This window comes from Polaribacter sargassicola (assembly GCF_021991835.1).
Taxonomy (GTDB): Bacteria; Bacteroidota; Bacteroidia; order Flavobacteriales; family Flavobacteriaceae; genus Polaribacter; species Polaribacter sargassicola.
The window spans coordinates 79404-93867 of record NZ_JAHDAU010000002.1; the positions used below are offsets into that span (position 1 = coordinate 79404).

Annotated in this window: 12 protein-coding genes; 3 read left to right on the plus strand and 9 right to left on the minus strand. The window is 28.7% G+C overall.

Features of this window, described 5'->3' with window-relative positions:
- Positions 1–457 precede the first annotated feature (457 nt).
- Positions 458–1693, minus strand: a complete 1236-nt coding sequence (locus KI686_RS03670) for an ABC transporter permease (RefSeq protein WP_237587919.1) — start codon at positions 1691–1693, stop codon at positions 458–460.
- 115 nt (positions 1694–1808) lie between these two features.
- On the minus strand, positions 1809–2333 hold the full coding sequence (locus tag KI686_RS03675; RefSeq protein ID WP_237587920.1) for a YkgJ family cysteine cluster protein: 525 nt from the start codon (positions 2331–2333) through the stop codon (positions 1809–1811).
- 88 nt (positions 2334–2421) lie between these two features.
- Between KI686_RS03675 and argS the strand changes: the two genes are divergently transcribed.
- The 3 genes from argS (at position 2422) to KI686_RS03690 (ending at position 6265) form a co-directional block, all read left to right on the plus strand.
- The gene (gene argS / locus KI686_RS03680) at positions 2422–4197 is read left to right on the plus strand and encodes an arginine--tRNA ligase (RefSeq protein WP_237587921.1); all 1776 of its coding nucleotides are present in this window, start codon (positions 2422–2424) and stop codon (positions 4195–4197) included.
- Between the two features lie 171 nt (positions 4198–4368).
- Entirely contained in the window at positions 4369–5757 is a 1389-nt protein-coding gene (gene lpdA / locus KI686_RS03685; RefSeq protein ID WP_237587922.1) for a dihydrolipoyl dehydrogenase, read from the plus strand.
- 133 nt (positions 5758–5890) lie between these two features.
- Positions 5891–6265, plus strand: a complete 375-nt coding sequence (locus KI686_RS03690; RefSeq protein ID WP_237587923.1) for a LysM peptidoglycan-binding domain-containing protein — start codon at positions 5891–5893, stop codon at positions 6263–6265.
- A 108-nt stretch (positions 6266–6373) separates the two neighbouring features.
- Here the strand turns inward: KI686_RS03690 and KI686_RS03695 are convergent, their stop codons facing one another.
- From KI686_RS03695 to KI686_RS03725, 7 genes are all read right to left on the minus strand, one after another.
- Positions 6374–7327: an acetyl-CoA carboxylase carboxyltransferase subunit alpha gene (locus KI686_RS03695; protein WP_237587924.1), complete on the minus strand. Its 954-nt coding sequence runs from the start codon at positions 7325–7327 to the stop codon at positions 6374–6376.
- 72 nt (positions 7328–7399) lie between these two features.
- Positions 7400–8314 (minus strand): DMT family transporter, encoded by a 915-nt coding sequence (locus tag KI686_RS03700; RefSeq protein ID WP_237587925.1) that lies wholly within the window; start codon positions 8312–8314, stop codon positions 7400–7402.
- Complete coding sequence (locus tag KI686_RS03705; protein ID WP_237587926.1) at positions 8301–9392, minus strand: LptF/LptG family permease; 1092 nt, start codon at positions 9390–9392, stop codon at positions 8301–8303. Before KI686_RS03705 ends, KI686_RS03700 begins: the two co-directional genes overlap by 14 nt.
- A 20-nt stretch (positions 9393–9412) precedes the next feature.
- Complete coding sequence (tgt, locus tag KI686_RS03710; protein ID WP_237587927.1) at positions 9413–10543, minus strand: tRNA guanosine(34) transglycosylase Tgt; 1131 nt, start codon at positions 10541–10543, stop codon at positions 9413–9415.
- Between the two features lie 252 nt (positions 10544–10795).
- A complete protein-coding gene (gene rluF, locus KI686_RS03715; protein WP_237587928.1) occupies positions 10796–11680 on the minus strand; it encodes a 23S rRNA pseudouridine(2604) synthase RluF in 885 nt (294 codons plus the stop codon).
- 62 nt (positions 11681–11742) lie between these two features.
- Complete coding sequence (gene bamG / locus KI686_RS03720; protein WP_237587929.1) at positions 11743–12987, minus strand: BamG family beta-barrel-assembly machinery protein; 1245 nt, start codon at positions 12985–12987, stop codon at positions 11743–11745.
- 1 nt (position 12988) lies between these two features.
- A complete protein-coding gene (locus KI686_RS03725) occupies positions 12989–14317 on the minus strand; it encodes a DUF4270 family protein (protein ID WP_237587930.1) in 1329 nt (442 codons plus the stop codon).
- Positions 14318–14464: the final 147 nt, after the last annotated feature.

Sequence of the window (14464 nt, forward strand, 5' to 3'; positions counted from 1 at the left end):
TGATTTAATTGTATTTGAAACAAATATCATATAAATCCTATACAAAGAAACGATTTAAATAAGATGTAAAATTTTACTTTCGCTTATCAGTAATATTTATTTCGGTGAAATAACAAAAATCTTAGACGAATGGTTTTACCTACTTAATCATCTTATAATTTATTTTATAATAGCTTTATATATATAAAATCATCCTTTATTAAACTGCTTAACAATATTTACCTAAAAAGATCAAAATCAACTGTTAAGACTTTATTAAAATTTATTTTTCACTGATAATTACACCTATTTTAATCGGATTTTGTACGACTAAAAGTCGCTAAATTTTTAAAACAATAAACAGGCAAAACACCCTTCTATTGCTCTATTTAATCGAGAATATAAAAGCTAACTAAAACAAGTTAATCAAAAGTTTTACCAACTATCGTAAAACCAAATTAATTAAAATTGATAAACATTAAGCAAACTTAATAGACTTAGATGGATGTATTTTGGTAATGATATAAGAAGGTATAATCAACATTAAAAAACACATAATTAATGTACCTAAATTCAATAATAAAATCTGATATAAAGAAATATAAACAGGCATTGTATTTACGTAATAGGTTTCAGGATTTAAAGTAATTATCTTAAATAAATATTGAATAAAAATAATAGACAATCCTATAATATTACCCCAGAAAAGTCCTTTTAATATAAGATAAGAAGCATTGTACAAAAATATTTTTCTAATACTTGTATTTGTACTACCTAAGGCTTTTAAAATACCAATCATTTGTACTCTTTCTAATATTAAAACTAGTAAAGCAGTAATCATATTAATACCTGCTACAAGAATCATAATAGCAATAATAAACCAGACATTATTATCAAAAAGTTGTATCCATTCAAAAACAGAAGGGTAACTATCAACAATAGTTTTTGTGTTTAAAGTAGCACCTATATCTCCATAAATTTCTTGTCCTTTTATTTCAATATCGTCAAAACTTTCTAAGAGAACTTCAAAACCACCAATTTCATTTTCTGTCCATTTATTTAAATTTTGTATTTCTCTAATATCACCAATCATCATCATTTTATCAAACTGAGCAAAACCAGAGTTATAAATACCTACAATTGTATATTTTCTATTAGACGGCAACTTACTTGTTGCTGTTTTTACAAAGGTTGACAAAATAGTATCTCCCAACTTTAGGTGTAGCCGATTTACAATCGTTTGAGATAATAAAACTTCTTTGGTTCTTGATAACTCAAAATTTGGCACTCTACCTTCTACCAGATATTCTTTGAAAAAAGACCAATCATAATCTGTAGAAACTCCTTTAAAAACAATACCTTCAAAATCTGTTTCTGTTCTTAAAATACCTCCTTTACTTGCAAATATTTGTACATTTTTAATGCCCTCTATATCTTTAAAATTAGGATAAAAATCTTGGTCTTTTTTTATAGCAACTGTAGAAACATCAGAATTATTAGAATCGTAATTCACAATTTGAATATGTCCCTTAAAACCGGCCATTTTATCTCTAATTTTATATTGCAAGCCTCTACCTGTTGCCACAGCGATAAGCATAATAATAACACCTAATGCAATTGCACTAATTGCAATTTTTATTATTGGTGACGAAATACTATTCTTATACTTTTTGCCTGCAATAATGCGTTTTGCAATAAATAACTCGTAATTCAAATTGATGATAAATTTTAACCTTTGTAAAAGTACGTATTAATTCTTGTTTCTTTAACCTAATTGGTAACGTTAAATGTATAGCTGTTGTTGCTAACACAACACAATAAGTAAAATATTATTTTCTTCTTACTTTTTTATTAGACTCTAAAGGTAAAGCCTTTTTTAAGGCTTCTACAATATTAAATGTAGCAGGACAAATAGAAGTATTTACAACTGTTAAATCTGTAATACCAATAAATTTCTTTCTATTTGTATGAGGATATTCTGCACATGCTTTTGGCCTAACATCATAAATAAAACAAGTATTATCACTTTCATCTAAAAAAGAACATGGTGCTGTTTTTAAAACCATAAAATCATCTTCATCTCTTTCTAGATATTGATCTGTAAAGGCAACAGCTTTCATTTTTAAATGTTTAGAAATACGTTCTATATCCTTATCTGTAAAAATAGGACTTGTTGTTTTACAGCAATTACCACAATCTAAACAGTCTGTTTTTTTAAACTCTTTATCATGTAATTCTTGCATTACATAATCTAAATTTTTGGGAGTTCTTCTCTTTAGATTGGCAAAATATTTTAGATTTTCTTTTTTAGCTTCTTCTGCTAATTTTGGGAGTTGTTGTAAACGTTTTTCCATAGTGCAAAAGTACAATTATTCTAAACCAAAAATCATTCTAAAAAACAAATAAAAATATGTAAATTCGCAATTCAATTTTCAATACTAAATGAGCATTCAAAACATTATAGAAACCAAAGTAAAAGAAGGTTTTTTTACACTGTACAATATAGAAATTCCATCAGTAGAATTTCAGGCAACTAGAAAAGAATTTGAAGGAGATATTACCGTAGTTGTTTTTCCTTTGTTAAGGTATAAAAAAGGAAATCCTGTTGCTATTGGCGAAGATTTAGGAAAATATGTTGTAGAAAATGTTGCAGAAATCACCAACTATAATGTTGTAAAAGGGTTTTTAAATTTAGTTGTAGACGATTCTTTTTACACTAATTTCTTTAATACTATTTACTCTAATACATCTTATGGTTTTGTATCGCCAAAGGCGGATGAAAAAGCGATAATGGTAGAATATTCTTCACCAAACACAAACAAACCTTTACATTTAGGGCATGTTCGTAATAATTTATTAGGATATTCTGTAGCAGAGATTATTAAAGCTGCAGGTAAAAAAGTTTATAAAACACAAATTATTAACGACAGAGGTATCCATATTTGTAAATCTATGCTAGCTTGGAAAAAATTCGGTAACGGAGAAACTCCAGAGTCTACAGGTTTAAAAGGTGATAAATTAGTTGGTAATTATTATGTGAAATTTGATCAAGAATATAAAAAAGAAATTGCGCAATTAATATCCGAAGGAAAAACCGAAGAAGAGGCTAAAAAAGAAGCTCCATTATTTGTTGAAGCTCAACAAATGCTTTTAAAATGGGAAGCTGGTGATAAAGATGTGGTTGCTCTTTGGAAAACAATGAACTCTTGGGTTTATGCAGGTTTTGATGTTACCTACAAAAATATGGGCGTTAATTTTGATAATTTATATTATGAAAGTAATACGTATCTTTTAGGTAAAGATGTGGTTGCACAAGGTTTAGAAAAAGGTGTTTTCTACAAAAAAGAAGACGGTTCTGTTTGGTGCGATTTAACGGAAGATGGTTTAGACGAAAAAATTGTATTGCGTTCAGACGGGACAGCTGTTTACATGACTCAAGATATTGGTACTGCTATACAACGTGTAAAAGATTATACAGATGTTGGCGGAATGGTTTATACCGTTGGTAACGAGCAAGATTATCACTTTCAAGTATTGTTCTTAATTTTAAAGAAATTAGGATTCGATTGGGCAAAACAATTACATCATTTAAGTTACGGAATGGTAGATTTACCTTCTGGTAAAATGAAATCTAGAGAAGGTACTGTTGTAGATGCAGATGATTTAATGGTAGAAATGACAGATACTGCCAGAACTATTTCTGAAGAATTAGGAAAACTAGATGGTTATTCTAATGAAGAAAAAGAAGAATTATATAAAACAATTGGTTTAGGTGCGTTAAAATATTTTATTTTAAAAGTAGACCCTAAAAAGAGAATTTTATTCGACCCAAAATCTTCTGTAGATTTTCAAGGAAATACTGGGCCATTTATTCAATATACATATGCTAGAATTCAATCTATCATTAGAAAAGCAGATTTTGATTACTCGCAACCTGTAACTATTGAATTACATGAAAAAGAAAAAGAATTACTAAAACAATTAGAATTATATCCTGAAACAGTGCAACAAGCAGCGGCTAACTATTCGCCAGCAATTATTGCAAATTACACATACGATTTGGTAAAAGAATTTAATTCTTTTTATCAAAATGTATCTATTTTAGGAGAAGAAGATCAAAACAAAAAAGTGTTTAGAGTTCAATTGGCAAAAAAAGTTGCAGATACTATAAAATCGGCATTCTTACTACTAGGAATTCAGGTTCCAGAGAGAATGTAAATTAGTTAAAATTGCATTGCTTATAAGCGTAAAAGTTAGTAAATTAGCATTCGTTAGATATGGCAGTGGCACCTTTTAAAATACTACTTTACAATAAAAAAAAGATAGAACAAAAAGCCCATTAAAAACACCCAAAAATTAAAACAAACAGATAAAGTTAAATATACAATTATGAAATACGACATCATTATTATTGGAAGTGGACCTGGAGGATATGTAACAGGTATTAGAGCTTCTCAATTAGGCTTTAAAGTTGCCATTGTAGAAAAAGAAAACTTAGGTGGAATTTGCTTAAACTGGGGATGTATACCTACAAAAGCATTATTAAAATCTGCACAAGTTTACGATTACCTAAAACATGTTGATGAATATGGTTTAAAAGCGGAAGCTATTGATAAGGATTTTGATGCCGTTATTAAAAGAAGTCGTGGTGTTGCAGAAGGTATGAGTAAAGGTGTTGCTTTCTTAATGAAAAAAAACAAAATCGATATTATTGACGGTTTTGGAAAAATTAAAACTGGTAAAAAAGTTGATGTTACTGCTGCTGATGGTACAGTAACAGAATATAGTGCAGATAATATTATTATTGCAACAGGTGCTCGTTCTAGAGAATTACCAAACTTACCACAAGATGGTAAAAAAGTAATTGGTTACAGACAAGCAATGAGCTTACCAACGCAACCAAAATCTATGATTGTTGTAGGTTCTGGAGCAATTGGTGTAGAGTTTGCTCATTTTTACAACTCTATGGGAACAGAAGTTACTATTGTTGAGTATATGCCAAATTTAGTACCTGTAGAAGATATTGATATCTCTAAACAATTTGAGCGTTCTGTAAAAAAATCTGGAATTAAAGTAATGACAAACTCTTCTGTAGAGTCTGTTGATACTTCTGGTGAAGGTGTAGTTGCTACTGTAAAAACTAAAAAAGGAGAGGAAACTTTAAAAGCTGACATTTTACTTTCTGCTGTTGGTATTAAATCTAACATAGAAAACATTGGTTTAGAAGATGTAGGTATTATTGTTGATAGAGATAAAATCTTAGTAAACGATTTTTACCAAACTAACATACCTGGTTATTATGCTATTGGTGATGTTGTACCAGGACAAGCTTTGGCACACGTTGCTTCTGCAGAAGGAATTACTTGTGTAGAAAAATTAGCTGGTTTACATACAGAAAAAATTGATTACGGTAATGTACCTGGTTGTACATACGCAACTCCAGAAATTGCCTCTGTTGGTTTAACAGAAGCTAAAGCTAAAGAAGCTGGTTACGAATTAAAGATTGGTAAATTCCCTTTTTCTGCTTCTGGTAAAGCAAAAGCTGCAGGAACACCTGATGGTTTTGTAAAAGTAATTTTTGATGCAAAATACGGTGAGTGGTTAGGTTGCCATATGATTGGTGCTGGTGTTACAGATATGATTGCAGAAGCTGTTTTAGGACGTAAATTAGAAACTACAGGACACGAAGTATTAAAAGCGATACATCCACACCCTACAATGAGTGAAGCGGTTATGGAAGCTGTTGCTGATGCTTATGATGAAGTAATTCACCTATAAAAAATAGTTTACCTACTCCCAGTATTATACTAGGAATCTTAACTATAGAAACAATACATTTATCGAAAACCGAAGCTAATTGCTTCGGTTTTTTTGTATCTTTAAATAATTAACAACAAAAATAAAAATTAGAATGAAAGCAAAATATCAAAGTGTACTAGATTTAGGTGAGGAATTAGCAATACAAAATGGAGATGTAAAAGAAGAAAATGGTATTTTATATGTAAGTGGTACAGCAAATACTCAATATGAAAAAAACCTTATTTGGGATAAAATTAAAGAAATAGGAGGAGATGAACCTGCAGATATTAAAGCTGATATTAAAGTAGCTGATACTTCTATTTACGCAAATCATACAGTAGTTAGTGGAGAAACTCTAGGTAAAATAGCAAAAAAATATTATGGTAATGCATCAAAATACAATGCAATTTTTGAAGCAAATACAGATATTTTATCAAATCCTGATCTTATAAAAGTTGGTCAAGAATTAGTAATTCCTAATTTATAAAAGTTAAAAGTAAGTTTTAATTACATGACTTTTTTATAAAATTACATACAAAAAAAGAAGAAGCAAAATGCTTCTTCTTTTTTTATATAAGGAATATCGTAAATAAGTTTATTCTTTGTAAACTCCCATTTCACAATATTTATCCATTCTATTAGAAACTAATTCTTCTTTTGTTAAATCTTTTAACTCAGAGAAAGCAGTAATAATTTGTTCTTGTACAGATTTAAAAGCTCCTTCTCTATCAGAATGTGCACCACCAACTGGTTCTTGAATTATACCATCAATTAACTTCAACTTTTTCATATCGTTTCCAGTTAATTTTAAAGCTTCTGCCGCTTGTTCTTTATAATCCCAGCTTCTCCATAAAATAGAAGAACAAGATTCTGGAGAAATAACTGTATACCAAGTATTTTCCATCATATACACTTTATCTCCTACACCAATACCTACAGCACCACCAGAAGCTCCTTCACCAATAATAATTGTTATAATAGGTGTTTTTAAACGTGTCATTTCTAGAATATTTCTAGCAATTGCCTCTCCTTGTCCTCTTTCTTCAGCTTCTAAACCAGGGTAAGCACCAGGTGTATCAACAAAAGTTACAACAGGTATACCAAATTTTTCTGCCATTTTCATTAAACGCAAAGCTTTTCTATACCCTTCTGGATTTGCCATTCCAAAATTTCTGTACTGACGAGTTTTTGTATTGTAGCCTTTTTGTTGGCCAATAAACATAAAAGATTGATCACCAATTTTACCTAAACCACCAATCATTGCTTTATCATCTTTTACATTTCTATCTCCATGAAGCTCCATAAAAGTATCTCCACAAATAGCTTTAATGTAATCTAATGTATAAGGTCTGTTTGGATGTCTAGATAATTGAACTCTTTGCCAAGGCGTTAAATTCTTATAAATATCTTTTCTAGATTTTTCTAATTTCTTTTCAATTTTTTTGCAAGTAGCACTTACATCTACATCACTTTCTTTTCCAATAATCTGGCATTTATCTAATTGATCTAAAAGCTCTTTTATTGGCATTTCAAAATCTAAATATTCCATATTGTAGTTTATTGAGTTTAGTTCTTTGTAAAAGCAAACATACTATAAATTAATTGTTTTTTTTTAAAGAAGTTACTTTTTTACGATAGTTTTTCTTCTAAATAGGCTTTTTAGAGCTGTTTTATTTTTAATTACACCATTTAGTAATACTACAAATAACACTATAAATGCTCCTAAATAAAAGATTGGAGTCATTTTTTCTTTATCTCCAAATATAAATAAAGCTAAAATAATTGCATAAATCGGCTCTAAATTAACTGTTAGCATTATAGTAAATGGCGATAAATGTTTCATTATTTTAACAGATACCACAAAAGCATAAGCAGTACAAACACTGCTTAGAATAAGTAAGTAAATCCAATCTGAAAATGATAACAAGAAAAAAGAGGCAGTAAATTTATTTGTAAAAATAAAATAAACCGTTATAAAGAGTACTCCAAAAAATAATTGATATAATGATATTTTATTTGCTGAATAATTTTTAACAAAAAGCCCGTTAAGCACAGAAAATAGAGCGCTTAAAAAAGAAGAAATAAGGGCATAAAAAATGCCTAATTTATATTGGCTTTCAAAATTAAAAATAATGTACAAGCCAAAAATTACAACAAAACCGAGTATTATTTCTAATGGATTAATTTTTCTTTTAAAAAAAACAGGTTCTATTAACGCTGTAAAAAAAGCTCCGGTACTCATTGTTACCAAAGCAACCGATACATTAGAAACTTTTATAGCTTTAAAAAAGAAAACCCAATGCAAAGCTATAATAACACCTGTAATAAAAAACCTTATTAATCCTTTAGCATCAACTTTAAAAGACTCTTTTTTAAAAATAAAGTAAACTAAAATAAATAGCACTGCTAATAACATTCTGTACCAAACTAACGGTACAGAATCTATACTTATTAAGGCTCCTAAAATAGCTGTAAAACCCCAAATAAATACAATTAAATGAAGTAATAAATAGTTATTTAATTTATTTTCTTGCATTTAAGTATAAATAGAGAGCAAGAATACCAAAAATAATATTCGGTATCCAAACATATATTAGAGAGTTAACTCCGGCAACACCGCCTAGTACTTCTGCTATTTTCATTAAAAATACATACAAAAACATAATACCAATACCCATTGCTAAATTAACTCCTGTCCCTCCTCTTCTTTTTCTAAAAGCTAAGGCAACAGCTATTATTGTTAAAATATAAGAAGCAATAGGCATACTTGTTCTTTTATGAAGCTCTACTAAGTATGCATTTAAATTTTTAACACCTCTATTTTTAGAAATTTCTATAAAATCAAGTAACTCATCAGAAGGCATTTCTTGTGATAATGCCGATTTATATATTAAATCTTTAGGTGTAAAATTAAAAACTGTATCTATTTTTTTACCTGAAAAAATGCTATCTCTATCATCATAAATAATACGCTTTCTCCAATTACTTAAAATAAAAGTAGAATCTTTTGTATTATAACTGAATCTAGTAGCCATTAATTTAGACTTTAACTTTAGACCATCATAAACCTCTGAAGTAAAATCATATCCAGAATTGGACTGTGTATTATAATTTCTTATAAAAATATAAGTACTATCAGTTAATTGAAGACTAAACTCTTTTACATACTTTAATTCATTTTTTTGTCTACTGCTATTCACATATTCTCTTTCAAACTTTTTTCTTTCTGTACTACTGTTTGGTACTACAAAATGATTCATTAAAAGCGATATAATAGTAATTAATGTAGCTCCTATAAAATAGGGATATAAAAATCTAGTAAATGAAATTTTAGCGTTTGTAATGGCTATAATTTCGGTATTATTAGACAACTTTGATGTAAAGAAAATAACAGCTATAAATAGCGCCAAAGGCATAAATGTATTGGCATAATAAATTATAAAATTTATATAATACTCATCTACAACCTGATAAAAAGTTAACTCTGTATGCTCTAAAAAGTTATCTATTTTTTCTGCTATATCAATAGCTATAGCTATAGGTATTAAAATTAATAAGGTAAACAAAAAAGTTACCAAAAATCGTTTTAATATGTACCAATCAATTATTTTCAAAAGTTCTGTTTAAATATGTTTTACAAACGATTATCCATTTGTTTAACCATTTTATCTTTCCATTCTCTAAAATCTCCTGCTAAAATATGTTTTCTTGCCTCACGAGTTAACCAAACATAAAATCCTAAATTATGAATCGATGCAATTTGTTTACCTAACATTTCATTAGAAGCAAAAAGGTGGCGTAAATATGCTTTAGAATACATAGTATCTACCCAAGTAATTCCCATATCATCTATTGGAGAAAAATCTTCTGCCCACTTTTTATTTTTAATATTAATAGAACCAAAAGCAGTAAATAACATTCCGTTTCTGGCATTTCTTGTAGGCATTACACAATCAAACATGTCTATACCTAAAGCAATATTTTCTAAAATATTAATTGGTGTACCAACACCCATTAAATAACGAGGTTTGTCTTCTGGCAAAATTTCTGTTACAACTTCTGTCATTGCATACATTTCTTCTGCTGGCTCACCAACAGAAAGTCCTCCAATTGCATTTGCTTGTTGTCCAGAATTGGCTATATATTCTGCAGATTGTCTACGTAAATCTTTATAAGTACTGCCTTGTACAATTGGCATAAACGTTTGCTCAAACCCATACTTATAAGGTAATTTATCTAAGTGATTTATACATCTATCTAACCATCTATGCGTCATATGCATAGATCTTTTAGCATAATTGTACTCACAAGGGTAAGGTGTACATTCATCAAAAGCCATAATAATATCTGCCCCAATTGTACGTTGAGTTTCCATTACATTTTCTGGCGTAAAAAAATGCATAGAACCATCTATATGACTTTTAAACTTTACTCCTTCTTCATTAATTTTTCTTCTTCCAGATAAAGAATATACTTGATATCCACCAGAATCTGTAAGAATATTACGATCCCAATTCATAAACTTATGTAAACCACCTGCTTTTTCTAAAATATCTAAACCAGGACGTAAGTATAAATGATAGGTATTACCCAAAATAATATCAGGATTAATTTCGTTTTTTAGTTCTGTTTGATGGACTCCTTTTACAGTTCCTACAGTTCCTACAGGCATAAAAATAGGTGTTTCTATTTCTCCATGATCAGTTGTTATAACTCCTGCTCTTGCCTTACTTTTTGTGTCTGTTATTTTTAAATCGAATTTCAATCGTATAAATTTTGATGATTTTTGTAATTAAAATTAATTACAAAATGTAAGAACTTATATAAACATTAAGTTCTTTATAATTTATTTAAAGTCTCTTAAATAAACTATATTTATTGCTGGCAAAGATAGTATTATTTAAGAATTGTTTAAGAATAAGATTCTTAATTAAAAATTAAAATCGTAAATCGTTTTTTACTGTAAAGTATTAGAAAATTTACATCTTTTTAATTTTAAAAACAAAGGGTTTAAACTTTATCTTCTTTTCTTTTTTGATGAAAAACTATTGTTTTTTCTCTTGTTTTTTGGAGATGATTTTCTAAAAGAAGCACTTTTTTTATTAAAGTCATTTTTTGTTGGCGCTTGTTTTCTTTTCGGTTTTTGTACCTTAGGTTTTTCTTTTATTACAGATGCTTCTTCTGTTTTTGATGAAGTAGAAATCATTTTATTAATTTCTTTCATTTCTTCTTGGGTAAGCTCTCGCCAATCTCCTGTTTGCAGATAACCTAATTCTACATTCATTATTCGAGTACGTTTTAATTTAGTTACTTCGTAATCTAAATATTCGCACATTCTACGAATTTGTCTATTTAAGCCTTGTGTTAATATAATTTTAAAAACCTTGTCGCTTATTTTTTCTACAAAACAATTTTTGGTGATAGTACCTAAAATAGGAATTCCATTTCCCATTTTTCTTATAAAGTCTTCTGTTATCGATTTATTTACAGAAACAAAATACTCTTTTTCGTGATTATTGCCTGCACGTAAAATTTTATTTACAATATCACCATCATTTGTTAAAAAAATTAATCCTTCAGAGGGTTTATCTAAACGCCCTATAGGAAATAATCTTTCTGGATAGTTAATATGTTTTACAATATTATTAGGCTCTCTACTGTCTGTTGTAGAAACAATACCTACAGGCTTATTTAGGGCTATATAAAGCGTTGTTGCTTTCGGTTTTACAACTCGTCCGTCTAGCTTAACAACATCTTTTTTACCTACTCTATTTCCTAATTGAGTAGGCTTATTGTTAATTGTAACACGACCTTCATTAATAAATCTTTCTGCCTCTCTACGCGAGCAAATACCAGAAGAACTTATGTATTTATTAAGATTTATGGTTTGTTGATTATCCAAAGAAAAATATTTTATACAAAAGTAAGTATAAGATTACAAACCTATAACAATAAGAAACTTAATTAATCTATTTCTCTTTGTCTAAACCAGTTACCTATAAAGTTTAAGTTTACAGTAATCTTATGAAAATTTTCTTGAATTAAATTCTTTTCTAAAGTACCTTCTACTCCATATGAATAAGAAATATTTACATAATCTCTACTGTTTCTTTTTAACGGCAAACCTAAACCAGCAGAAACAAAGTAGCTATCTATTTTTTGATTAGATATTTTTAAGAATCCTGTATTGTAATTTAAACCAAATCTATATTTTATGTTAGATGAGTATTTAAATTTATTTTTTGACGGAAGATATTCCATACCAAAAGCATAAATAGTTTGGTCTACATAAGTTTCATTCTTTTGTTGCTCATTTAAACCATCCCAAAGTACTTTTCTATAATCTAAACTTGTTGTAATTTTTTTATCTATTAAAGTTGTAATTCCAACTCCGTAAGAAAGCGGAAGATCAAAATTATCTAAATCGTATTCTTCTTCGTTTTCTATAATTGCAGAAGAACCAGAACTTAGAGTTTTAAAAGAAGTTCTTGTTTGTGTACCCGATAAAGTTGTAGGCAATTCTACAGTAGCACCAATAGTAGTTTGTAATGTTTTAAACGTTGGTAACTTGTATTGTAAACCTGTTTTTAATTTGACACCTCCATAGTTATTTTGATCGCTAATAGAAACATAAGAGCCTGTAAAAACTTGTCTTTGTTGATCTACAGAACCAAATAAGAAAGAAACATCTACCCCTAAAGATAAATCTTTAATCACCTTAAAACCAGACGATATATAAAATTTATTTAAACCACCTTCACCAGATATTCTTGTAAAAAAAGTTTCGGCAGATCCTTCTATAGCATCTTCTACATCTATATTATAACCGGTTTTAGTATAAGGAAGAATACCAATACCAAAAGCCCAAGATTTTCTGATAGGAAAAGCAATTGCAATATGAGATATATTTCCGTTTGTACTTCTTTCACTAGTTCCTTTAGACTCTAAAGTTGTAGAGATACCATTTAAACCAAATTCATATAAAAATGATTCTTGTAATACACCACCCAAACTAGCTGGGTTAAATAAATTAATCTCAAAAGGATTAGAATTAGCAATACCGGTATTACCCATACCTGTTAAACCTGCAGAAGCCGTTTTATTTTCTACACCTAAACCAAATAAAGAATATGGAGTATTTGTATTGTTTTGTCCATATAAAACATTAACCGAAGCGACTAGTAATATTATTAGTATTTTCTTTTGCATTTTAATAATTTAAATATTTAACTGATAATTTTACTCTGTCATCCGAACTCAAATCATTATTTATAATTAAATTATTAGCTGTGCTAGTATAATCATCATATTGAATCATTAAAGCATAATTTAAATTTACTTCTGTAAATAATATTTCTTCAACAAAGCCACTTACATCTATTGTATAAAAAGTATTTTGTTGCAACTCATCATCATCATCATCTTTATTTAAAATAGCACTACTTACAACACCGTCTACATCTGTAAGTTGCTTAATAATTCTATTTTTATGATCTACTACAAAAACAGACATTGTTTCTGGTAATGGATTGTCGTCATCATAACTTCCTTTTAAAGGAGCAAAAGTTAGTTCTGCACTCAGAGTAGTTCCGTTTTCTGCAAATTCTAATAATTTTTTAATAGCTGGTATTTCTATTCTAGCACAAACAGCAGAACCTGCTTGTGTAAAAATTAAATCTTCGGTGCTTTCACTTAGTTTAATTTCTTCTTGGTCTTCAAAGTTACCTAAAAGAGAGGTTGATGAGTCTAGATTAATTTTATTAAATTGTTTTGCATCGGTAACTATTACAAAATCTTTATAATAATCGTTGTTTTCATCATCATCGTCATCTTTAACTGTGTAATACAATCTTAAGTTAGAGTTACCACTTGCGCTTTCTGTAGTAGATACATTAAAACCTAAAATATGATTTCCTTCTGTTGTATCTGGTATAATTGCTAATCCTTTAAAAAACTGTAAAAAATCATCAGAATTGTTAATATCATTATCAACAATTTTATCAAAAATTTCTTTTCCTAAAGCATCATTTATTCTAATAGAAACAGAATCTGTTTCTCTGTTAGGTCTGGGTGTAAAACTAACTGCACCTAAAGGTTCATCATCGTAACTTAATACAGAAGTGTTGTAAAAACTAGTTCCTTCTTCTGGCTCTACAGTTTCTAAAACTCTGTGTACCTTGTATGTTTGTTGTTTTAAAGTATCTCCAAAATAGTAAGAATCATAATTAAGCACCATTACAATAGAATCGTAAACGGCTTCATTATCAATACTAAAAGAGTTAGAACTAACTTGTAAAAAAGAACTTGCAGTTAGCGTTCCTATTTTATCGTTTACTACATTTCCTAACAAAATTCTGTTTGTACTAGACGTTATTATAGAGTCTAATTTAAAAGTACCTGTTTTTATTGAGAATGTATCTATAACCCTAACTTGTATTTCACTTTCTACAAAATCATTTCCCACCTCATATGTAGTATCATCTGTGGCACAAGCTGCCATAAAAATAATACTAATAACTCCAATAATAAAATACCTCATTTTACTTTTTCGAGCAAAAATATCAGTGGCATCAACATAAGAAACCATAAAATATATAAACAACACTATTTTATAGACTTATGAGTAAAAAACACCTCTAAACATAACAATTAACACCTTTTAAGGAAATTAACATCTAGTTTACAT

What these genes read in the sequence shown, in the direction of transcription:
- KI686_RS03675 (WP_237587920.1), bottom strand. Translation starts at nt 2,333, where the DNA reads ATGGAAAAACGTTTACAACAACTCCCAAAATTAGCAGAAGAAGCTAAA.
- argS (WP_237587921.1), top strand. Translation starts at nt 2,422, where the DNA reads ATGAGCATTCAAAACATTATAGAAACCAAAGTAAAAGAAGGTTTTTTT.
- lpdA (WP_237587922.1), top strand. Translation starts at nt 4,369, where the DNA reads ATGAAATACGACATCATTATTATTGGAAGTGGACCTGGAGGATATGTA.
- KI686_RS03690 (WP_237587923.1), top strand. Translation starts at nt 5,891, where the DNA reads ATGAAAGCAAAATATCAAAGTGTACTAGATTTAGGTGAGGAATTAGCA.
- KI686_RS03695 (WP_237587924.1), bottom strand. Translation starts at nt 7,327, where the DNA reads ATGGAATATTTAGATTTTGAAATGCCAATAAAAGAGCTTTTAGATCAA.
- KI686_RS03700 (WP_237587925.1), bottom strand. Translation starts at nt 8,314, where the DNA reads ATGCAAGAAAATAAATTAAATAACTATTTATTACTTCATTTAATTGTA.
- bamG (WP_237587929.1), bottom strand. Translation starts at nt 12,987, where the DNA reads ATGCAAAAGAAAATACTAATAATATTACTAGTCGCTTCGGTTAATGTT.
- KI686_RS03725 (WP_237587930.1), bottom strand. Translation starts at nt 14,317, where the DNA reads ATGAGGTATTTTATTATTGGAGTTATTAGTATTATTTTTATGGCAGCT.